Source organism: Streptomyces sp. NPDC107550 (genome assembly GCF_055639095.1).
The window spans coordinates 32,471-52,741 of record NZ_JBVKBC010000024.1 but is presented as its reverse complement, the minus strand read 5'-3'; the positions used below and the strand labels follow the sequence as shown (position 1 = coordinate 52,741).

The 20,271-nt window shown below is 72.5% G+C and carries 17 protein-coding genes and 1 tRNA gene; 10 read left to right on the top strand and 8 right to left on the bottom strand.

Annotation, left to right across the window (positions count from 1 at the left end; all coding sequences use genetic code 11):
* Positions 1-16: 16 nt before the first annotated feature.
* From ACZ7LY_RS25965 to ACZ7LY_RS25950, 4 genes are all read right to left on the bottom strand, one after another.
* Positions 17-1,294, bottom strand: coding sequence for an MFS transporter (locus tag ACZ7LY_RS25965; RefSeq protein ID WP_471627115.1), 1,278 nt, complete (start codon positions 1,292-1,294; stop codon positions 17-19).
* 29 nt (positions 1,295-1,323) lie between these two features.
* Complete coding sequence (locus tag ACZ7LY_RS25960; protein WP_471627114.1) at positions 1,324-2,328, bottom strand: LacI family DNA-binding transcriptional regulator; 1,005 nt, start codon at positions 2,326-2,328, stop codon at positions 1,324-1,326.
* Positions 2,329-2,490: 162 nt separating this feature from the next.
* Complete coding sequence (locus ACZ7LY_RS25955; RefSeq protein ID WP_471627113.1) at positions 2,491-2,874, bottom strand: YchJ family protein; 384 nt, start codon at positions 2,872-2,874, stop codon at positions 2,491-2,493.
* Between the two features lie 57 nt (positions 2,875-2,931).
* On the bottom strand, positions 2,932-3,894 hold the full coding sequence (locus ACZ7LY_RS25950) for a helix-turn-helix domain-containing protein (RefSeq protein WP_471627112.1): 963 nt from the start codon (positions 3,892-3,894) through the stop codon (positions 2,932-2,934).
* Between the two features lie 185 nt (positions 3,895-4,079).
* On the opposite strand from ACZ7LY_RS25950, the gene tkt reads away from it, so the two are divergent.
* The 6 genes from tkt to gnd all read left to right on the top strand — a co-directional run bounded on the left by tkt (position 4,080) and on the right by gnd (position 12,452).
* Positions 4,080-6,194 (top strand): transketolase, encoded by a 2,115-nt coding sequence (tkt, locus tag ACZ7LY_RS25945; RefSeq protein ID WP_471627111.1) that lies wholly within the window; start codon positions 4,080-4,082, stop codon positions 6,192-6,194.
* Between the two features lie 71 nt (positions 6,195-6,265).
* Positions 6,266-7,405 carry a transaldolase gene (tal, locus tag ACZ7LY_RS25940; RefSeq protein ID WP_471627110.1) on the top strand — a complete coding sequence of 380 codons (1,140 nt, stop codon included), beginning with the start codon at positions 6,266-6,268 and terminating at the stop codon, positions 7,403-7,405.
* A complete protein-coding gene (gene zwf, locus ACZ7LY_RS25935) occupies positions 7,402-8,934 on the top strand; it encodes a glucose-6-phosphate dehydrogenase (RefSeq protein ID WP_471627109.1) in 1,533 nt (510 codons plus the stop codon). The genes tal and zwf overlap by 4 nt, the downstream gene beginning before the upstream one ends.
* Entirely contained in the window at positions 8,931-9,908 is a 978-nt protein-coding gene (gene opcA, locus ACZ7LY_RS25930; RefSeq protein ID WP_471627108.1) for a glucose-6-phosphate dehydrogenase assembly protein OpcA, read from the top strand. The genes zwf and opcA overlap by 4 nt, the downstream gene beginning before the upstream one ends.
* The gene (gene pgi, locus ACZ7LY_RS25925; RefSeq protein WP_471627107.1) at positions 9,901-11,559 is read left to right on the top strand and encodes a glucose-6-phosphate isomerase; all 1,659 of its coding nucleotides are present in this window, start codon (positions 9,901-9,903) and stop codon (positions 11,557-11,559) included. The genes opcA and pgi overlap by 8 nt, the downstream gene beginning before the upstream one ends.
* Positions 11,560-11,576: 17 nt before the next feature.
* Positions 11,577-12,452, top strand: a complete 876-nt coding sequence (gene gnd / locus ACZ7LY_RS25920) for a phosphogluconate dehydrogenase (NAD(+)-dependent, decarboxylating) (protein ID WP_471627106.1) — start codon at positions 11,577-11,579, stop codon at positions 12,450-12,452.
* A gap of 153 nt (positions 12,453-12,605) precedes the next feature.
* On the opposite strand, the gene ACZ7LY_RS25915 is transcribed toward gnd, so the two are convergent.
* Positions 12,606-12,690, bottom strand: a tRNA-Leu gene (locus ACZ7LY_RS25915).
* 206 nt (positions 12,691-12,896) lie between these two features.
* Between ACZ7LY_RS25915 and ACZ7LY_RS25910 the strand changes: the two genes are divergently transcribed.
* The 3 genes from ACZ7LY_RS25910 to ACZ7LY_RS25900 all read left to right on the top strand — a co-directional run bounded on the left by ACZ7LY_RS25910 (position 12,897) and on the right by ACZ7LY_RS25900 (position 15,520).
* Positions 12,897-14,222, top strand: a complete 1,326-nt coding sequence (locus ACZ7LY_RS25910) for a M20/M25/M40 family metallo-hydrolase (RefSeq protein WP_471627105.1) — start codon at positions 12,897-12,899, stop codon at positions 14,220-14,222.
* A gap of 163 nt (positions 14,223-14,385) precedes the next feature.
* Positions 14,386-14,619, top strand: a complete 234-nt coding sequence (locus ACZ7LY_RS25905) for a chaplin (RefSeq protein ID WP_471627104.1) — start codon at positions 14,386-14,388, stop codon at positions 14,617-14,619.
* Between the two features lie 148 nt (positions 14,620-14,767).
* Positions 14,768-15,520 (top strand): chaplin, encoded by a 753-nt coding sequence (locus ACZ7LY_RS25900; protein WP_471627103.1) that lies wholly within the window; start codon positions 14,768-14,770, stop codon positions 15,518-15,520.
* A 217-nt stretch (positions 15,521-15,737) separates the two neighbouring features.
* Here the strand turns inward: ACZ7LY_RS25900 and ACZ7LY_RS25895 are convergent, their stop codons facing one another.
* Positions 15,738-15,926, bottom strand: coding sequence for a DUF5703 family protein (locus ACZ7LY_RS25895; protein WP_175410115.1), 189 nt, complete (start codon positions 15,924-15,926; stop codon positions 15,738-15,740).
* 47 nt (positions 15,927-15,973) lie between these two features.
* Here ACZ7LY_RS25895 and ACZ7LY_RS25890 point away from each other — a divergent pair, with 47 nt between their 5' ends.
* Positions 15,974-16,666, top strand: coding sequence for a hypothetical protein (locus ACZ7LY_RS25890; RefSeq protein WP_471627102.1), 693 nt, complete (start codon positions 15,974-15,976; stop codon positions 16,664-16,666).
* A 144-nt stretch (positions 16,667-16,810) separates the two neighbouring features.
* Here ACZ7LY_RS25890 and ACZ7LY_RS25885 read toward each other — a convergent pair whose 3' ends face one another.
* A complete protein-coding gene (locus tag ACZ7LY_RS25885) occupies positions 16,811-19,207 on the bottom strand; it encodes a helix-hairpin-helix domain-containing protein (RefSeq protein ID WP_471627101.1) in 2,397 nt (798 codons plus the stop codon).
* Complete coding sequence (locus tag ACZ7LY_RS25880; RefSeq protein ID WP_471627100.1) at positions 19,204-20,187, bottom strand: aldo/keto reductase; 984 nt, start codon at positions 20,185-20,187, stop codon at positions 19,204-19,206. Before ACZ7LY_RS25880 ends, ACZ7LY_RS25885 begins: the two co-directional genes overlap by 4 nt.
* Positions 20,188-20,271: the final 84 nt, after the last annotated feature.

The following is a 20,271-nucleotide window of genomic DNA, read 5'->3' as shown; positions in this document are numbered from 1 at the left end:
ACGGTACGGGCGTTGCTCAGCGGCGCTTGACCGGCAGCACGGCCGGGATGGCGAGCAGCGCGGCGAGCAGGCCGAAGACGAAGAGGGCCGGGTAGTTGTTCCCGCCGCCGAGGGCCAGCAGGGTCGGCGCGATCAGCGTGATCAGCGAGTACGGCAGCGTCGCGGCGATGTTCATCACGCCGAGGTCCTTGGCCGCGTTGTTCGGGTCGGGCAGGACGTCGGCGGGCAACGCGATGTCCACGGCGAAGTACACGCCCATGCCGATCCCGACGAGGCCCTGGGCCACGAGGAACCCGGTGACCGAGGTCGCCAGCGCCATCAGCCCCATCGCGGCGGCCAGCAGCACGGCGGCGGTGAACACGATGGGCTTGCGGCGCCCGATCCGGTCCGAGATCCGCCCGGCCGGCACGGTGGCGATCAGGATGAAGATGTTGGCGACGAGGCTGCCGAGGAACACGTAGTGGGTGACGGCCCCGGAGTCCTGGCCGAGGTAGTCCGACAGGTAGTACGCCATGTACGTGGTGACGGTGGCGTACGAGGTCCACATCAGGAAGCGGCTCAGCCAGGCCCAGCCGAAGTTCGGGAAGCGCACCGGGTTCGTCCACAGGAAGCCGATGAACTCCCGGGCGCTCAGCCGCGGCACCAGCGCCTTGTCCACCCGGCGGTCCCGGCCGTACAGCAGGAACGGCACGACGAGCGCGGCGCCGACCAGGGCGGGCACCAGCATCAGGGCGAGCGTCGAGGCGTTCAGCGCGTCGACGAGGAACGTGCCGCCGAGCGTGGCCAGCGGGTTGGCGAGGGCGAGGACGGCGGAGGCGAAGCCCATCTGCCGCTCGGGCACCTGATCGGCGAGGGCGCCGTAGATCGCGGCGACCAGCGCGTTGTAGAAGCACTGCGCCAGACACCAGCCGACGACGATCTCCCACGTCGCGCTCGCGTACGCGATGACGAGGATGCCGGCGAAGCCGCCCGCGGTGCCGATCACCATCCAGGGGCGCCGGGCGCCGAACCGGGAGGTGGTGCGGTCGGAGAGCAGCCCGAACAGCGGGTTGGCGACGAGCGCGACGAGGGCGCCGACACCGAGCGCGAGGGAGAGCGTGCCCACCTTGCCCGCCGCGTCCATCCGCTCGACCTTCAGCGCGACGGAGACCAGGGAGGGCACCAGCACGCCCATCCAGGCGCCGAGCAGCGCCAGGAAGTGGACGAGGACGAAGGTGCCGGGGACGCGCTCGCGCGTGTCGGCGCCGGGCGGGGCCGGGGCCGCGTCGGGCACGGCGCTGGTGGGGCTGGACATGGGCACAACTCTCCTTCGAGTCGCGGGTGTTACTGAGCGTCGTGGGCGCCGCAGGAGTCGCGGACCACGAGTTCGGTGGGGACGGTGAAGTGGGCCGGGGGGCGGCCGTGCTCGATGGAGTCGAGCAGCATCCGCACGGCGGCGGCGCCCATCTGCCGGAAGGGCTGGCGCACGGTCGTCAGCGGCGGCTGCATGACACGGGCGATGGGGGAGTCGTCGAACCCGACGACGGCGATGTCGTCGGGCACCCGGTGGCCGCTGGTGTGCAGCGCGTTGAGCGCGGCGAACGCCAGCTCGTCCCAGGCGGCGGCGATCCCGTCCGGGTCGGTGCCGAGCAGCTCGGTGATCTCCTCGACGGTCGGTTCACGGTCGGCGGGCAGCAGGGTCAGCTCGGGGTCGTAGGCGATGCCGCCCTCGCGCAGCGCGTCGAGATAGCCCTCGAACCGCTCCTGGGCGAACGCGTCGTCCAACTGGCCGCCGACGAACGCGATCCGGCGCCGCCCGTGCCGCACCAGATGCCCGACGACCTCGCGGAACCCGGCGCGGTTGGTGCTCTCCACGTACGGCAGGTCGAGGCGGTGGCCGCGGTCGTCGATGACCACGGCCGGCATGGAGGTCTGGGCGATCGCGCCGATGTGCCGGGGCGTCGCCTCGGGCATCAGCAGGATCAGGCCGTCCACGGGGAGCGTGGGCAGCGTCTGCGTGACGAACTCGCGCTCGGCGCTCTCGCCCGGCCGCAGCGGATGAACGAGCAGATGCAGCCCGCGCCGGGCGGACTCCTCGGCGATCCCGTACTGGATGTCGGAGTAGCCCCACCACTGCTGCAACGGCATGAGCAGGCCGAGCGTGTCGTGGCGGCCCGTGCGCAGCGAGCGGGCGCTGGCGCTCGGCGCGTAGCCGAGGTCGGCGGCGATGCGCTCGATGCGCTCGCGGGTCTCGGCGCCGACGTCCGGGTGGCCGTTGAGCGCGCGCGAGACCGTGGGCTTGCTGACCCCGGCCTGCCGGGCGATGTCCGCGATGGTCACGCGGGGCATCCGCTTCACCTCCGTAACTTGTTCCGCAATCGATTGCGGAACTGTTCCGAAAGTAACCCCGGCCGGTCTCCGGACGCAAGGTCCGAAAGTCCGCCGGGGTCCGCCGGCCTCGTCGGGAGCGCGGGCGCTCCCGCGCGGGGGCTACTCCAAGCGCGTGGGGGGCTACTCCAGGAGGTCGCCGTCCACGTACACCCACGCCCCGTCCACCCGCACGAAGCGGCTGTGCTCGTGCAGGGCGCCGCCCCGGTAGCGGGCGCGGAAGGTGACCGTGCCGCGCTGGTGGAAGGCGCTGCCCTCGGAGGCGTCCACGATCTCCAGGCCCGTCCACCGCGGCCCGTCCGCGAGGTCGAGCACGGCCGGGCGCGTGTCGGGGTGCCAGGTGCGCAGCAGGTAGGCGGCGTCGCCGCGCACGAAGGCCGCGTACCGGGAGCGCATCAGGGCCTCGGCGGTGGGGGCGGCGGCGGTGCCCGCGTGGTAGCGGCCGCAGCAGTTCCCGTACGGCTGCGGCAGGCCGCAGGGGCAGGTGGCGGGGGTGTTCCTGGACATGCGGCCGACCCTACTGGGCCACGCGCCCGACCCTACGGCTGGGCCGCGCGGGCCCGCTCAGACCTGTTCGGCGCGGAAGGCGGCCGGGGTGAGCCCGGTGTGCTGCTGGAAGAACTTCGAGAAGTTCGCCGAGTCGCCGAAGCCGACCGCGACCCCGATCCGGCCCACCGGCAGATCGGTGTGCGCGAGCAGCCGCTTGGCCTCCAGGACCACGCGCCGGTCGATGAACGCCTTCGGCGTCTGCCCGGTCGCCGCCCGTACCGCGCGCACCAGCGTCCGCCGGGAGTAGCCGAGTTCGTCGGCGTACGCGCTGACGCTGTGGTTGGTCGTGAACTCCTTCTCGACCGCCGTGCGGAAGCGCGTGAACGTCGTGTCCGGCTGCGGCTCGCACGCGTCCGCCGCCGCCCGCGCCGACACATGCGCCACCCGCAGCATGAACGCGGTCAGCGCGTGCCGCAGCACCGAGGTGTGCAGGCTCAGCGGCAGCGTCGAGGTGTCGAGGTACTCGCGGCGCAACAGCTCCAACGAGGCGTCCAGCGCCGCCCGTTGCTCCGGGTCCGGGTGCAGGAGCGGGGGCCGGTCGTAGCGGTACATGCCGGTCGCCTCGACCACCGAGCGCGGCAGGAAGCCCGGCTGCATCGTCAGGGCCGTGCCGACGTAGCGCTCGGTCGCGGAGAAGCCGTGGACCTGACCGGGCCTGATCCACAGCACGTCCCCGGCCCCCACCTCGTACTCGGTGAAGTCGATCATGTGGTGGACCGGGCCCTCGTCGAAGAACAGCAGCACGTGGAAGTCGATCCGGTGCACCCGCCGCGCGAGCCCGACGCCCCCCGCCCACGGTCCGTCCGTGCCCATCGGGCCGACCTGCATGCCGACACCGAAGACGCTCGCGCTCGGATCGAAGGGGTACGTGCGGATGCCCGCCCGGTCCCGGCTGTCCGCCCGATCCTGGATGTCCGCTCGGTCACGGACACTCGCGCCCAGATGCGCGCTCGTCTGCGCGGGGTCCTGCTCCGTCATCGACCTTCCTCGCCTGCCGCCTGCTCAGGTGTCCCATTTTCACCGAACGCTGGCACGGGGGCACCTCCCTCGCCAAAAGTATGACCTTTAAGTTCGTAGGTGGCTTCACCAGGGACTTTCGTCCCGGCGAGGCGGTGCCCTTCGGGCATCACGGCAAGGCAACGGATGCGAAGGAAGTCCCACAGATGAGCACGCAGACACCGGAAGACCGCGACCTCGGCGCCGCTCTGGAGCCCTTCCAGCGGCCCTTCACGTGGACCGACCGCGACCGGCGTGCCGTCGACACCGCCCGCCTGCTGGCAGCCGACGCCGTCCAGAAGGTCGGCAACGGCCACCCGGGCACCGCGATGAGCCTCGCCCCGGTCGCCTACACGATCTTCCAGAAGGCCATGCGGCACGACCCCGCCGACCCCGAGTGGACCGGCCGCGACCGCTTCGTCCTCTCGCCCGGCCACACCAGCCTCACCCTGTACACCCAGCTGTTCCTCTCCGGGTACGAGCTGGAGCTCGACGACCTCAAGGCGTTCCGCACCCAGGGCTCCAAGACCCCCGGCCACCCCGAGTACGGGCACACCGCCGGCGTCGAGACCACCACGGGACCGCTCGGCCAGGGCGTCGCCAACGCCGTGGGCATGGCCATGGCCGCCCGCTACGAGCGCGGCCTGTTCGACCCCGACGCCCCCGAGGGCACCAGCCCCTTCGACCACACCATCTGGGCCATCGTCTCCGACGGCGACCTGGAGGAAGGCGTCTCCGCCGAGGCGTCCTCCCTCGCCGGCCACCAGAAGCTCGGCAACCTCGTCTTCGTCTACGACGACAACCACATCTCCATCGAGGGCGACACCGAGACCGCCTTCTCCGAGGACGTCCTCGCGCGCTACGAGGCGTACGGCTGGCACGTCCAGCGCGTCACGCCCCAGGAGGACGGCGACGTCGACGTGCCCGCCCTGTACGAGGCCCTCGCCGCCGCCAAGGCCGAGACCGGCCGCCCCTCGATCATCGCCCTGCGCACGATCATCGCCTGGCCCGCCCCGAACGCCCGCGACACCGAGGCGTCCCACGGCTCCGCGCTCGGCGCCGACGAGATCGCCGCGACCAAGCGCCTCCTCGGCTTCGACCCCGAGCAGAGCTTCATCGTCGAGGACGAGGTCCTCGCCCACACCCGCGCCGCCCTCGACCGGGGCGCCGAGGCCCACGCCGCCTGGGACAAGCGGCTCGCCGCCTGGCGCACCGCGAACCCCGAGCGCTCCGCCCGCCTCGACCGCATCCTCGCCGGCCGCCTCCCCGAGGGCTGGGAGGACGCCGTCCTCACCTTCGAGCCCGGCACCAAGCTCGCCACCCGCGCCGCCTCCGGCAAGGTCCTCCAGGCGCTCGGCCCGATCGTGCCCGAGCTGTGGGGCGGCTCCGCCGACCTCGCCGGCTCCAACAACACCACGATCGACAAGGCCAGTTCCTTCCTCCCCGCGGGCAACCCGCTGCCCGGCGCCGACCCGTACGGCCGCACCGTGCACTTCGGCATCCGCGAGTTCTCGATGGCCGCCGAGATGAACGGCATCGCCCTGCACGGCAACACCCGTGTCTACGGCGGCACGTTCCTCGTGTTCTCCGACTACATGCGCAACGCCGTCCGCATGTCGGCGCTCATGCAACTGCCCGTCACCTACGTGTGGACGCACGACTCCGTCGGTCTCGGTGAGGACGGCCCGACGCACCAGCCGGTCGAGCACCTGGCTTCGCTGCGCGCGATCCCCGGCCTGAACGTCGTGCGCCCCGCCGACGCCAACGAGACCGCCGTCGCCTGGCGCGAGATCCTGCGCCGCGGCTCGGCCGAGCCCGCCCCGCACGGCCTCGCGCTGACCCGGCAGGGCGTGCCCACGTACGAGGCCAACGAGCTGGCCGCCAAGGGCGGTTACATCCACACCGAGGCGTCCACCGGCACCCCCGACGTCCTCCTCATCGCCACCGGCTCCGAGCTCCAGCTCGCCGTCGCCGCCCGCGAGAACCTGGAGGCCGAGGGCATCGCCACCCGCGTCGTGTCCATGCCGTCCGTGGAGTGGTTCGAGGAGCAGGACGCCGACTACCGCGCCGCCGTGCTGCCGCCTTCGGTCCGCGCCCGCGTCGCCGTCGAGGCCGGCATCGCCCTGACCTGGTACCGCTACGTCGGGGACGCCGGACGCATCGTCTCCCTCGAGCACTTCGGCGCCTCCGCCGACGCCGACCTGCTCTTCCGCGAGTTCGGCTTCACCGCCGAGAACGTCGCCGCGAAGGCCCGGGAATCCCTGGCCGCCGCCCGCGCTTGATCCCTCCGCATCCCGGTACGCGTCCACCGCACCCCGTACGCGACCACCGCACTTCCCGTACGCGAAAGAAGATGAAGGACACCATGAGCAACGCCGCCACCTCGTCGCCCCTCAAGGCCGTCTCCGACGAAGGCGTCTCCATCTGGCTGGACGACCTGTCGCGCAAGCGCATCGCCTCCGGCAACCTCGCCGAACTGGTCGAGAACAGCCACGTCGTCGGCGTCACCACCAACCCGTCGATCTTCCAGGCCGCCATCGGCTCCGGCGACGGCTACGAGGACCAGCTCGCCGACCTCACCGTCCGCCGCGTCACCGTCGACGAGGCCGTCCGCATGATGACGACCGCCGACGTCCGCGCCGCCGCCGACATCCTGCGCCCGGTCTACGACGCCACGCACGGCCGCGACGGCCGCGTCTCCATCGAGGTCGACCCGCGCCTCGCCCACGAGACCGAGGCCACCGTCGCCGAGGCCAAGCAGCTCGCCTGGCTCGTCGACCGCCCCAACGTCATGATCAAGATCCCGGCGACGAAGGCGGGCCTGCCCGCGATCACCGAGGTCATCGGCCTCGGCATCTCCGTCAACGTCACCCTGATCTTCTCCCTGGAGCGCTACCGCGAGGTCATGGACGCCTACCTCGCCGGCCTGGAGAAGGCCCACGAGCGCGGCATCGACCTCGCCACGATCCACTCCGTCGCCTCCTTCTTCGTCTCCCGCGTCGACGCCGAGATCGACAAGCGCCTGAGCGCCCTCGGCACCGACGAGGCCGCCGCCCTCAAGGGCCGGGCCGCCCTCGCCAACGCCCGTCTCGCCTACGAGGCGTACGAGCAGGTCTTCGCCTCCGAGCGGGCCGGCAAGCTGGAGGCCGCCGGCGCCCACAAGCAGCGCCCCCTGTGGGCCTCCACCGGCGTCAAGGACCCCGCGTACAAGGACACCCTGTACGTCGACGAACTGGTCGCCCCCGGCACCGTCAACACCATGCCCGAGGCGACCCTCGCCGCCACCGCCGACCACGGCGAGATCACCGGCGACACCGTCACCGGCCGCTACGAGCAGGCCCGCGCCGACCTCGCCGCCGTCGAGCGGCTCGGCATCTCCTACGACGAGGTCGTCCAGAAGCTGGAGGACGAGGGCGTCGCCAAGTTCGAGGCCGCCTGGAACGACCTGCTCGCCACGGTCGCCGGCCGCCTGACCGGGACGGAGGGCAAGTGAGCGTCACCGCCTGGCAGAACCCGCTGAGGGACCCCCGCGACCGGCGCCTGCCGCGCATCGCGGGCCCCTCCGGGCTCGTCATCTTCGGCGTCACCGGCGACCTGTCCCGCAAGAAGCTCATGCCGGCCGTCTACGACCTCGCCAACCGGGGCCTGCTCCCGCCGGGCTTCTCCCTGGTCGGCTTCGCCCGCCGCGAGTGGGAGGACCAGGACTTCGCCCAGGTCGTCCACGACTCCGTACGCGAACACGCCCGCACCCCCTTCCGCGAGGAGGTCTGGGCCCAGCTCGCCGAGGGCATGCGCTTCATCCCCGGCGACTTCGACGACGACACCGCGTTCAAGCAGCTCCGCGAGGCCGTGGACGAGCTGGACGAGAAGCAGGGCACGAGCGGCAACTACGCCTTCTACCTCTCCGTACCGCCCAAGTTCTTCCCCAAGGTCGTCCAGCAGCTCAAGAAGCACGGGCTCGCGGACGCGCCGAAGGGGTCCTGGCGGCGCGCGGTCATCGAGAAGCCGTTCGGCCACGACCTGGAGTCCGCGCGCGAGCTGAACGCGATCGTGCACGACGTGTTCGCCCCCGAGCAGGTCTTCCGCATCGACCACTACCTCGGCAAGGAGACCGTCCAGAACATCCTGGCGCTCCGCTTCGCCAACCAGATGTACGAGCCGGTCTGGAACCGGTCCTACGTCGACCACGTCCAGATCACCATGGCCGAGGACATCGGCATCGGCGGCCGCGCCGGCTACTACGACGGCATCGGCGCCGCCCGCGACGTCATCCAGAACCACCTCCTCCAACTCCTCGCCCTCACCGCTATGGAGGAGCCCGCCTCCTTCGACGCCGGCGCGCTCGTCACCGAGAAGCTGAAGGTCCTGCGCTCCGTGCGGCTGCCCGCCGACCTCGCGCACTCCACCGTCCGCGCCCAGTACGACGCGGGCTGGCAGGGCGGCGAGAAGGTCCGCGGCTACCTCCAGGAAGACGGCATCGACCCCAAGTCGAAGACCGACACCTACGCGGCCGTGAAGCTGGAGATCGACAACCGCCGCTGGGCCGGCGTCCCGTTCTACCTGCGCACCGGCAAGCGCCTCGGCCGCCGCGTCACCGAGATCGCCGTCGTCTTCCAGCGCGCCCCGCACTCCCCGTTCGACTCCGAGGCCACCGAGGAACTCGGCCAGAACGCCGTGGTGATCCGCGTACAGCCCGACGAGGGCATGACCGTACGCTTCGGATCGAAGGTGCCGGGTACGTCGATGGAGATCCGCGACGTGTCCATGGACTTCGCGTACGGCGAGTCGTTCACGGAGTCCAGCCCGGAAGCGTACGAACGGCTGATCCTGGACGTGCTCCTCGGCGACGCCAACCTCTTCCCGCGCACGGAGGAGGTGGAGGAGTCCTGGCGCATCCTCGACCCCGTCGAGACGCATTGGGACAAGGTCGGCAGGCCCGCCCGGTACGCCTCGGGAAGCTGGGGCCCGAAGGAAGCGGACGAGATGCTCGCACGAGACGGACGGAGCTGGCGCAGGCCATGAGGATCGACCTCACCGACACCACGGCAAGCAAGATCAACAAGGCGCTCGTCGAAGGGCGCCGCGCCATCGGGACGCCCGCCGTGGGCATGGTCCTGACGATGGTGATCGTCACCGACGAGGAGAACGCCTACGACGCGACCAAGGCCGCGCAGGAGGCGTCCCGCGAGCACCCCTCGCGCACCCTTGTCGTCATCCGGCGCACCCAGCGCCTGCCCCGCGACCGCCAGGGCAACCGGCTCGACGCCGAGGTCCGCGTCGGCTCCGAGGCCGGCACCGGCGAGACCGTCGTGCTGCGCCTGTACGGCGAGACCGTCCACCACGCCGACTCCGTCGTCCTGCCGCTGCTGCTGCCGGACGCCCCCGTCGTCGTGTGGTGGCCCGTCGACGCCCCCGACGAGCCCGCGAAGGACCCCCTCGGCGCCCTCGCCGCCCGCCGCATCACCGACCTGTACGCCGACGAGGACGCCCTCGCCGCCCTCGACCGGCGCGCCGCGCACTACGCCCCCGGCGACACCGACCTCGCCTGGACCCGGCTCACCCCGTGGCGTTCGATGCTGGCCGCCGCGCTCGACCAGGCCCGCGCCGAGATCGTCTCCGCCGCCGTCGAGTCCGAGGCCGGCAACCCCAGCGCCGAACTCCTCGCGCGCTGGCTCGGCGTCCGCCTCGGCGTGCCCGTCGAGCGCGTCACCACCGCGGGACCCGTCGTCACGGCCGTCCGCCTCGGCACCGCCCAGGGCGACATCCGCATAGACCGGCCCGACGGCCCCCTCGCCACCCTGTCCCTGCCCGGTCAGCCCGAGCGCACCCTCGCCCTGAAGGTGCGCTCCACCGCCGAACTGATCGCCGAGGAACTGCGCCGCCTCGACGCCGACGAGATGTACGCCGTCGCCCTGCACGGCGAGGTCCCCGGCGCCGCCACCGGCACGCACCCCGGCACCGATTCCGCCACCAAGGAGTCCGTTCCTCATGCCTGACACCGCACCCCAGCCCACGCGCCGCCCCGAGTGGACGGCCCTTGAGGACCACCGCGCCAAGGTCAACGGCACGCACCTGCGCGACCTGTTCGCCGCCGACCCCGACCGCGCCCGGCGCTACACCGTCCAGGTCGGCGACCTCCACATCGACTACTCCAAGCACCTGATCACGGACGAGACCCTCGCCCTGCTCCAGGAACTCGCCGCCGCCACCGGCGTGTCCGGGCTGCGCGACGCCATGTTCCGCGGCGAGAAGATCAACACGACCGAGGACCGGGCCGTCCTGCACACCGCCCTGCGCGCCCCGGCCGACGCCGTGATCGAGGTCGACGGCGAGAACGTCGTGCCCAAGGTGCACGCCGTCCTCGACAAGATGGCCGTCTTCGCCGACGCCGTCCGCGCGGGGGAGTGGACCGGCCACACCGGCAAGCGCATCAAGAACGTCGTCAACATCGGCATCGGCGGCTCCGACCTCGGCCCCGCCATGGCCTACGAGGCGCTGCGCCCCTACACCGCCCGCGACCTGACGTTCCGCTTCGTCTCCAACGTCGACGGCGCCGACCTGCACGAGGCCCTGCGCGACCTCGACCCGGCCGAGACGCTGTTCGTCATCGCCTCGAAGACCTTCACCACCATCGAGACGATCACCAACGCCAAGGCCGCCCGCGCCTGGCTGCTCGCCGCCCTCGGCGACGACAAGGCCGTCGCCAGGCACTTCGTCGCCCTGTCGACCAACGGCGAGAAGGTCGCCGAGTTCGGCATCGACACGGCCAACATGTTCGAGTTCTGGGACTGGGTCGGCGGACGCTACTCCTTCGACTCCGCCATCGGCCTCTCCCTGATGATCGCCATCGGCCCGGACCGCTTCCGCGAACTCCTCGACGGCTTCCACCTCGTGGACGAGCACTTCCGTACCGCACCCGCCGAGGCCAACGCCCCGCTCCTGCTGGGCCTCCTCGGCATCTGGTACGGCAACTTCCACGGCGCCCAGTCGCACGCGGTGCTCCCGTACAGCCACTACCTGTCGAAGTTCACGGCGTACCTCCAGCAGCTCGACATGGAGTCCAACGGCAAGTCCGTGGACCGCGAGGGCAGTCCCGTCACCTGGCAGACCGGCCCGGTCGTCTGGGGCACCCCCGGCACCAACGGGCAGCACGCCTACTACCAGCTCATCCACCAGGGCACCAAGCTCATCCCGGCGGACCTCATCGGCTTCGCCAACCCGGTGGACGAGCTGAGCGCGGACCTCAAGAACCAGCACGACCTGCTCATGGCCAACCTCTTCGCGCAGGGCCAGGCGCTCGCCTTCGGCAAGACGCCCGACGAGGTCCGCGCCGAGGGCGTGCCCGAGGAACTGGTCCCGCACAAGACGTTCAAGGGCAACCACCCGACGACGACGATCCTCGCGCGCGAGCTGACCCCGTCCGTCCTCGGCCAGCTCATCGCCCTGTACGAGCACAAGGTCTTCGTCCAGGGAGCGATCTGGGACATCGACTCCTTCGACCAGTGGGGCGTCGAACTCGGCAAGGTCCTCGCCAAGCGCGTCGAACCCGCCCTCACCGAAGGCGCCGAGGTCCCCGGCCTCGACGCCTCCACCCAGTCCCTCGTCGACAACTACCGCGCCCTGCGCGGCCGCACCGAAGGTAAGTGAATCTGACTATGGCATCGATGCAGTTGGGCCTCATCGGTCTCGGCAAGATGGGCGGCAACATGCGCGAGCGCATCCGCCGCGCAGGCCACACCGTCATCGGCTACGACCGCAACCCCGAGGTCTCCGACGTCGCCTCCCTCGCCGAACTGGTCGACAAGCTCGAAGGCCCCCGCGTCGTCTGGGTGATGGTCCCCGCGGGCGCCCCCACCCAGTCCACGGTCGACGAGCTGAAGGACCTGCTCTCCGAGGGCGACATCGTCGTCGACGGCGGCAACTCCCGCTGGACCGACGACGAGAAGCACGCCGCCGAGCTGGCCGAGCGCGGCATCGGCTTCGTCGACTGCGGTGTCTCCGGCGGCGTCTGGGGCCTGGAGAACGGCTACGCCCTCATGGTCGGCGGCTCCGACGAGCACGTCGCCCGCGTCAAGCCGGTCTTCGACGCCCTCAAGCCCGAGGGCGACTTCGGCTACGTCCACGCCGGCAAGGTCGGCGCAGGCCACTTCTCCAAGATGGTCCACAATGGCATCGAGTACGCCATGATGCAGGCGTACGCCGAGGGCTGGGAGCTGCTTGAGGCCGCCGACTCCGTGGACAACGTACGGGAGGTCTTCCGCTCCTGGCAGGAAGGCACCGTCATCCGCTCCTGGCTGCTCGACCTCGCGGTCAACGCCCTGGACGACGACCAGCACCTGGAGCAGCTCCGCGGCTACGCCGCCGACTCCGGCGAGGGCCGCTGGACCGTCGAGGCCGCCATCGACCACGCCGTCCCGCTGCCCGCGATCACCGCGTCCCTCTTCGCCCGCTTCTCGTCCCGCCAGGACGACTCGCCCCAGATGAAGATGATCGCCGCCCTGCGCAACCAGTTCGGCGGCCACGCGGTCGAGAAGAAGTAACCCGCCCCACCGCTCCGCCAAGCCCCCGGCGCCCCTCCCACAAGGCCGGCGCCGGGGGCTTCGCTCATCCGGAGCCCGCATCCCCGTACCGATCACGCACGCGGAAACGCCGGAGGCCGGTCGGGATCTCTCCCGACCGGCCTCCGGTCACTGTGTCCGAGGGGGGACTTGAACCCCCACGCCCGATAAAGGGCACTAGCACCTCAAGCTAGCGCGTCTGCCATTCCGCCACCCGGACAAGGTGTCTGCCGCTTGTGCGGGGCGTTCCCCGCGGCGACACAGAGAACATTACCAGGGATTCCGAGTGGCTCGATCACCCCCCTTCTCGCAGGTCGGGCCTGTGAACGGCGTGTGACGGGCCGCGCCCGGCCTTGGGCGCGGGGCCGGGGAGCGAGAGGATGAGGGTGATTCTTTGGCGTGTGACCAGGCAGAGAGGAACGCAGCGTGAGCGAGCCGAGCACGGGCAGGGCCGTATCCGGGCAGGACGAGGTCGTCGACCTCTGCCGTGAACTGATCCAGATCGACACCAGCAACTACGGCGACCACTCGGGGCCGGGGGAGCGCAAGGCCGCCGAGTGGGTCGCGGAGAAGCTCGCCGAGGTCGGCCTCGAACCGGAGATCTTCGAGTCCCACCCCGGCCGCGCCTCCACCGTCGCCCGCATCGAGGGCGAGGACCCCTCGCGGCCCGCGCTGCTCATCCACGGCCACACCGACGTCGTCCCGGCCAACGCGGCGGACTGGACCCACCACCCCTTCTCCGGCGAGATCGCCGACGGCTGCGTGTGGGGTCGCGGCGCGGTCGACATGAAGGACATGGACGCGATGACCCTCGCGGTCGTCCGCGACCGGCTGCGCACCGGCCGCAGGCCCCCGCGCGACATCGTGCTCGCGTTCCTCGCCGACGAGGAGGCCGGCGGCACCTGGGGCGCGCGCCACCTCGTCGACAACCACCGGGACCTGTTCGACGGGGTCACGGAGGCCATCAGCGAGGTCGGCGGGTTCTCCTTCACCGTGAACGACCAGCGCAGGCTGTATCTCGTGCAGACCGCCGAGAAGGGCATGCACTGGATGAAGCTGACCGTGGCCGGCACCGCGGGCCACGGCTCGATGATCCACCGGGACAACGCGATCACCGAGCTGTCCGAGGCCGTCGCCCGCCTCGGCCGGCACCGCTTCCCGATCCGCGTCACCCCGACCCTGCGCCACTTCCTCGACGAACTCGGTGACGCGCTCGGCGTCGAACTCGACCCCGAGGACATGGAGGAGACCGTCGCCAAGCTGGGCGGCATCGCCAAGCTCATCGGCGCCACCCTCAGCAACACCGCCAACCCCACGCAACTGGGCGCGGGCTACAAGGTCAACGTGATCCCCGGCGAGGCCACCGCCCACGTCGACGGCCGCTTCCTGCCGGGGTACGAGGACGAGTTCCTCGCCGACCTCGACCGCATCCTCGGGCCGAAGGTGCGGCGCGAGGACCTGCACGCCGACAAGGCCGTCGAGACCACGTTCGACGGGGCGCTCGTCGAGGCGATGAAGTCCTCCATCGTCGCCGAGGACCCCATCGGCAAGGCCATCCCGTACACGCTCTCCGGCGGCACCGACGCCAAGTCCTTCGTCGAACTCGGCATCCGCAACTTCGGGTTCGCGCCGCTCCAGCTCCCGCCGGACCTGGACTTCGCCGGCATGTTCCACGGCGTGGACGAGCGCGTGCCGGTCGACGGACTCAAGTTCGGGGTCCGCGTGCTCGACCGGTTCATCGACGCGTCCTGACCGGCGGGCCGTTGTGACGCACGTACGGCCCAAGATTCGTCCGTACGTGCGCACTTGACTGAAAAGAGTGAATGGGACCATACGCTCGTAGCCTCATTACTTCCCCCTCGTTACAGGGAGTGCAGTCCGCGGCTGGGACTGCATTTGCCAACAAGGAGGAATAATGATCAAGAAGGTCGTCGCCGCTGCGGCTGCCACTGGTGGCCTCGTGCTCGCGGGTGCGGGCATCGCCGCCGCCGACGCCGGTGCCCAGGGTGCCGCCGTGAAGTCTCCCGGTGTGCTCTCGGGCAACGTCATTCAGGCCCCGATCCACGTGCCGGTGAACGTGTGCGGCAACACGGTCTCCGTGATCGGGCTGCTGAACCCCGCCTTCGGCAACGCCTGCGTCAACCGCTGACGCCGTAGTGCCACACCCCTTGAGGGTCTGAGTCCGTCGGCCCCGGAGTGCGCGCCATGCGCTCCGGGGCCGATTGGGCATCCGGTGCGGGGCCAGCGCTTCGCGCCTTTCCGGAAGGTGCTGGGCAAGTTATAAGGCAGGGAAAGCTATGCGACAGGTCATGCGCAAGGGCCTGATCACGGTGGCGGCCGCGTCCGGCGTGCTCGCCGTCACCGGCGGCTACGCACACGCCGACTCGGGAGCGGACGGCACGGCCGCCGGCTCCCCGGGCGTCGCCTCGGGCAATCAGGTCCAGGTCCCGGTCGACGCACCGGTGAACCTGTGCGGCAACACCGTCGACGTGATCGGTCTGCTCAACCCGGCGGTGGGCAACAGCTGCGCCAACACCTCGGGTGGCGGCAAGAGCGGCGGCGGCTCGCACCACTCGTCCGGCGGCGGTTCGCACGCCGGCGGCCACACGGGCGGCTCCCCGGGCGTCGGCTCGGGCAATCAGGTCCAGGTCCCGGTCCACGTACCGGTGAACGCCTGCGGCAACACCGTCGACGTCATCGGCATCGGCAACCCGGTCACCGGGAACGACTGCGCGAACGGCGACACCCCCGCGAACCCGCCGGGCAAGCCCCGCCAGCCGCCGACGACCCCGCCCGGGCATCCCGGACACCCGGGGACGCCGGAGCACCCGGGCGAGCCGCACACGCCGACCACGCGGGCCCACCCGCCGGTCGCGCCGCGCACGGACGAGCCGAACAAGCCGGGGACGCAGACCGTCTCCCAGCCCAAGGCCGAGTCCCAGCTCGCGATGACCGGCAGCTCGCTGCCCGTCGGCCTGGCCGTACCCGCGGGCGCGGGTGCGCTGCTCGCGGGCGCCGTGCTCTACCGGCGTGCCAGGTCGGCCGCGTGAGCGGGCGGTACTGACGCGTGCGGGAGTGACGGTGCACGGACACGGCGGGCTCCGCTTCGGCGGGGCCCGCCGTGGTGCGTGGTCCGCCGTGGTGCGTAGTACGCCGTGGTGGGTGGTCCGCCGTGGGGCGGGGTACGTCGTGGCCGGCTCCGGTCCGCCGAGGGCTGACGGGCCGCGTGGACCGTCGTGTTTCGGCCACGGACCCGCCCGGTTCAGGTCACCATGTGGCCCGGACCTGGCGGATGATGCGGCGGCGCAGCCGCACCTTGCGGCTCCCGTCGCGGCGCAGGCTCAGTCGGTCCAACTCCCAGTGTCCGTACTCCGCATGGTCCGTCAGCAGCCGCGTGGCCTCCTTGCGGGAGACCCCGCGCGGCACGTACACGTCGACAAATTCGTATTCCGGCATCGCATCTATTGTGCGGGCAGTGGCCCGGTACGGATAGCGTCTGCACTATGTCTGATGCTGCGCAGCCCACCGCTGCCGAGGTACGCGCCGCCGCCGAGGCTGTCAAGGCTGCGCTCGACCGCCACCTGGAGGCCGTCGAGCGCAGGTCGGGAGAGGACGACCCGGCCGTCTACGAAGCGTTCAACGAACTCGCCGCGGCCGCCGAGGAGTACGACGAACTCCTCTACGACCGCTACGACGAGGTCACGCCCTTCGAGATCCCCGGCGGCGACGACTCGCTGCCGCCCTACACCGGCCCCGAGGAGCCGAGCGCCTTGACCGTGCTGATCCGGCGGGACTACGCGGTCGTGGAGCCGCAGCGGCTGCTCGCGCAGGCCGGGCGGGTCGCCGACCTCGACGCCGACGCGTCCGACTCCATCGAGGACACCCGCTCCGCGACGGCTCCCGGCAGCAGCGTGCACGCGGCGCTCGGCGTGCTGTTCGGCGAGTTCGAGCCGGACGAGATCGCCTCCCGGCACAAGGAGTTCGGCCTGGAGGAAGGCGACTCCACGCTCTGGGTGACGGCCGCCGACGAGGCGCCGGAGCCGGGGGAGTGGCTGTCGGCCCCCTTCGAGCAGGCGGACCCGCAGCGCGTCGTGTGCCGCTTCGACGTCAGCGCGGTCTTCGACGACGACCTCGACCTGGGCCTCGACGAGCACGACGACCCGGACCCCCTGCTGCTCGACCCCGACCAGCCATGATCCCGGCCGGGGGCCCGCGCCGGCCCTGATCCGGGGCACGCGGCCGGGAGCGGGAGCGGGTGCGCGGGCCGGCCCCGACCCCGCCCGGTCGGCCCGCGGGCCCGTACCGCCCTTGCGGACGCGACGTGGCGAGGGACGGGCCGGTCATTCCTCCGGGGACGTCACCTGGCCGCGCAGGAGGACCGGCAGGCGGGTCGTGCGGGGCTTCGGCGGGAGTTCCGCCACCGCGCGCGGGAGCGCCGCGTCCGCCCCCTGCACCACCGACAGGTGCCGTACGCCACGGCCGAACGCGGTGTAGACCCACGACCGGTTCAGCGCCTGGGCCGCGTCGCCGGGCAGCACGACGACCGCCGCGGGCCAGCGCACGCCGACCGCCTGGTGCGCGGTGACCGCCCACCCGTGCCGTACCGTCCGCTCGACCTGCTCCGGCGGTACGACGACGGGCCCGCCGGCGCACTCCAGGCGCAGCCCCTCCGCGTCGGCGCCGACGACCCGCCCGGGGCGGATACGGCCGGGGCCCGGCACGAAGACGACGCGGTCGCCGGGGTCGAAGCCGCCGAACCGGCCGGGGCCGGGGTTCAGCCGCTCCTTCAACGCCGCGTTGAGCGCCCGGGTGCCGGCGGCGCCGCCGTGGCCGGGCGTGATGACCTGCGTCTCCTCCGCCGGAACGCCGATGGCCCGGGGCACGGAGTCCGCGACGAGCTGCACGGTCCGGTGGATCGCCTCCGCGCCGTCCCGCACGGGCACGATGACGACCTCCTTGCCGGGCGCCTCGACCTTCAGCAGCTCGCCGACGCCGACCCCCGACACCAGCTCTCCGATGGGCCCCGGGTCCGGCGTACGGGACGCGACGCGCGGGCACACCCCGGCCGCGAGCAGGTCCGCGAAGACCCGCCCCGGGCCCGCCGACCACAGCACGCCCGGGTCGCCGCTGAGCAGCAGCGCGGCGCCGTCCTCCAGCAGCTCCACGAGCATCGCGGCCGTGTCCACGTCCAACTGCGGCGCGTCCAGGACGACGAGCAGGTCCACGGCCAGCGCCCCGTCAGGCCCGCGTCCGGGGCCCTCCGTCTGGGCGAGCAGACCCTCGACGGTCGCCGACGCCTCCTCGGGCGCCCCGGGTCCGAGCGCCCGCGCGACGCGCTGCCGGCCGTCCGCGCTGTGCGCCGCGACGCACACCCGAAGCCCGAGCCCGGCCGCCGCGACGGCGACCGCGACCGGCTCGGCCCGCGCGGCCTCGCCGCCCGTGTGCAGGACCAGGCCGTGCCCGGCGACCGCGCGCAGCAGCTCCGCCGTCGTGCCGCCCGCTGCGGCCGCCGCGTCCTCCCAGCCGCCGGACGTCCCGCCGCGCGCGGCGCCGGGGGAGTTGAGCAGCCGGCCGATGCCGTCCGCGAGGCTCTCCTCGGCGAGCGCGTACCGCTCCAGGCCCACCAGGACCCGTACCGGGCGCTCCTCCTCCGCCTCGGGGTCGCCGTCCTCGGCGGCCGGCGCGGCAGGCTGGGACGCGGGGGCGTCGTCCAGGGCGTCCTGGAACATCAGGGCGTCACCCTCCGCGACGGCGGCCTGCACGGCCGCGTCCGCGTCCGGCACCGCGCGCTTGCCGAGGGCGTCCGTCAGCAGCGGCAGATCGAGCGCGGTGTGCCCGGCCAGCGCCGCCTGGTCGAGGAGCCAGCGGGTGAGCGCGGCGCCCCTGCGCGCGTCGTCGGGGCCCGTGTCCTCGCCCAGCAGGGCTCGCGCGAACCCGTCCGCCTGCTCCGGTCGTACGCCGCCGACCCGCAGCAACTGCCAGGGGTCATCGCGCAGCAGCGCGGCGGCGCCCTCGCCGAGGGCGGGCACGGCGGCCGTCGCCAGCGCCTCGGGCGCGCCGCCCTCCGTGAGCACCGCGCGGACGGCGGCCACCTCGTCGGCGTCCGGGGCGGCCTGCGCGGCCGGGGCCACGGGCTGGGGCCTGCGCACGGGCTCGGGCGTCACGACCCGGCGCCGCTCGGGCTCCGGCTCGGCGAAGACGGCGGCCGTTGGCTTCTCTCCGCTCTCCACGGCCCGTACGGCGGCCAGCAGATCGGCGGCGGTGCCGCTCAGCTTGGTCCCGGCCTCGATGGGGCCTTCCTTGGCGGCCTTGCGCTCCGCGATCCGCTCCCGCAGCGCCCGCTGAGCCGCCAGCTCGGCCTCGGCCTCGGACAACGCCTTGGCGTCCCCCTCAGCCCCCTCGGAGGAGCCCCCGGACGTGCCCTCGGGAGCTTCCCCGGCGGCTTCACCGGCCTCGTCGGCGCCGTCAGCGTCCAGGCCGGAGCCCTCAGCATCCTCGCCGGCGCTCTCCTGCCCGTCAGCCTCAGCCTCAGCGGCAGCGTCATCGTCGGCGCCGGTGTCTGCGCCCTCCGCCCCGCTCTCCGCGCCGTCGGTGGCAGCCGCACCCGCGACCTCCGCGTCGGCGGCCGCGGGCTCGCCCTCGGGCCCGCTCGCGGCAGCGGAAGGCGCGGCAGCGGAAGGGGTGTCGGGGTGGTCGTCCCCGGACTCGTGCTCCACGGCGGCCGACTCCGTACTCACAACGTGCTCCAGTCCTGATCGGGATAGCGGTGCACGGGCGCCGACACGTCGTCGAGCGCCTGGCAGATCTCGTCAGGAAGACTAAGCGCCTCCACTGACAACGCCTCCGCGAGCTGCCGCGCGTCGCGCGCGCCGACGATCGGCGCCGCCACCCCCGGCCGGTCCCGCACCCACGCCAGCGCCACCTGCAACGGCGTCACGGCCAGCCCGTCCGCCGCGATGGCGACCGCGTCCACGATGTGCCCGGCGGCGTCGTCGAGGTAGGGCGCGACGAACGGCGCCATATGGTCGGAGCCGCCCCGCGAGTCGGTGGGCGTGCCCGTGCGGTACTTGCCGGTGAGCACCCCGCGCCCGAGCGGCGACGAGGGCAGCAGCCCCACCCCGAGATCGTGCGCGGCGGGCAGCACCTCACGCTCCACCCCGCGCTGGAGCAGCGAGTACTCCATCTGCGTACTGGCGAGCCGGGTGCGGGCCCCGGGCGCGGCGAGCTGCCAGGTGGCGGCCTTGGCGAGCTGCCAGCCGCAGAAGTTGGACACGCCCGCGTACCGCGCCCGGCCGCTGCTGACAGCGATGTCGAGGGCCTGGAGCGTCTCGTCCAGGGGCGTGGCGGCGTCGTACGCGTGCACCTGCCACACATCCACGTGGTCGGTGCCGAGGCGGGCGAGGGACGCGTCGAGCGCGGAGAGCAGATGGCCGCGCGAGCCGTCGAAGCGCCGGTCGGGGTCGGGCACGCTGCCCGCCTTCGTGGCGATCACCAGGTCCCGGCGCGGAACCAGGCCCTCGATGAGCTTGCCGAGCAGGTACTCCGCCTCGCCGTCCCCGTACACGTCGGCCGTGTCGACGAGCGTGCCGCCCGCTTCCCAGAACGTCTTCAACAGATCGGCGGCGTCGTGCTCGTCCGTGTCCCGGCCCCAGGTGAGAGTGCCGAGTCCGATCCGGGACACACGCAGGCCGGTGCGGCCGAGATGCCTCTGCTCCATGGGCGCTGAGATTACTGGCCGAAGGTCGGGATCGGGGGTCCTGTGGATATCTGTCGGGGGGTCCGCCGCGCTAGGGTGCCCCGC

What these genes read in the sequence shown, in the direction of transcription:
- ACZ7LY_RS25905 (WP_471627104.1), top strand. Translation starts at nt 14,386, where the DNA reads ATGATCAAGAAGGTCGTCGCCGCTGCGGCTGCCACTGGTGGCCTCGTG.
- opcA (WP_471627108.1), top strand. Translation starts at nt 8,931, where the DNA reads ATGAGGATCGACCTCACCGACACCACGGCAAGCAAGATCAACAAGGCG.
- ACZ7LY_RS25960 (WP_471627114.1), bottom strand. Translation starts at nt 2,328, where the DNA reads ATGCCCCGCGTGACCATCGCGGACATCGCCCGGCAGGCCGGGGTCAGC.
- gnd (WP_471627106.1), top strand. Translation starts at nt 11,577, where the DNA reads ATGCAGTTGGGCCTCATCGGTCTCGGCAAGATGGGCGGCAACATGCGC.
- ACZ7LY_RS25955 (WP_471627113.1), bottom strand. Translation starts at nt 2,874, where the DNA reads ATGTCCAGGAACACCCCCGCCACCTGCCCCTGCGGCCTGCCGCAGCCG.
- ACZ7LY_RS25950 (WP_471627112.1), bottom strand. Translation starts at nt 3,894, where the DNA reads ATGACGGAGCAGGACCCCGCGCAGACGAGCGCGCATCTGGGCGCGAGT.
- tkt (WP_471627111.1), top strand. Translation starts at nt 4,080, where the DNA reads ATGAGCACGCAGACACCGGAAGACCGCGACCTCGGCGCCGCTCTGGAG.
- ACZ7LY_RS25895 (WP_175410115.1), bottom strand. Translation starts at nt 15,926, where the DNA reads ATGCCGGAATACGAATTTGTCGACGTGTACGTGCCGCGCGGGGTCTCC.
- ACZ7LY_RS25890 (WP_471627102.1), top strand. Translation starts at nt 15,974, where the DNA reads ATGTCTGATGCTGCGCAGCCCACCGCTGCCGAGGTACGCGCCGCCGCC.
- ACZ7LY_RS25965 (WP_471627115.1), bottom strand. Translation starts at nt 1,294, where the DNA reads ATGTCCAGCCCCACCAGCGCCGTGCCCGACGCGGCCCCGGCCCCGCCC.
- ACZ7LY_RS25900 (WP_471627103.1), top strand. Translation starts at nt 14,768, where the DNA reads ATGCGACAGGTCATGCGCAAGGGCCTGATCACGGTGGCGGCCGCGTCC.
- tal (WP_471627110.1), top strand. Translation starts at nt 6,266, where the DNA reads ATGAAGGACACCATGAGCAACGCCGCCACCTCGTCGCCCCTCAAGGCC.
- pgi (WP_471627107.1), top strand. Translation starts at nt 9,901, where the DNA reads ATGCCTGACACCGCACCCCAGCCCACGCGCCGCCCCGAGTGGACGGCC.
- ACZ7LY_RS25880 (WP_471627100.1), bottom strand. Translation starts at nt 20,187, where the DNA reads ATGGAGCAGAGGCATCTCGGCCGCACCGGCCTGCGTGTGTCCCGGATC.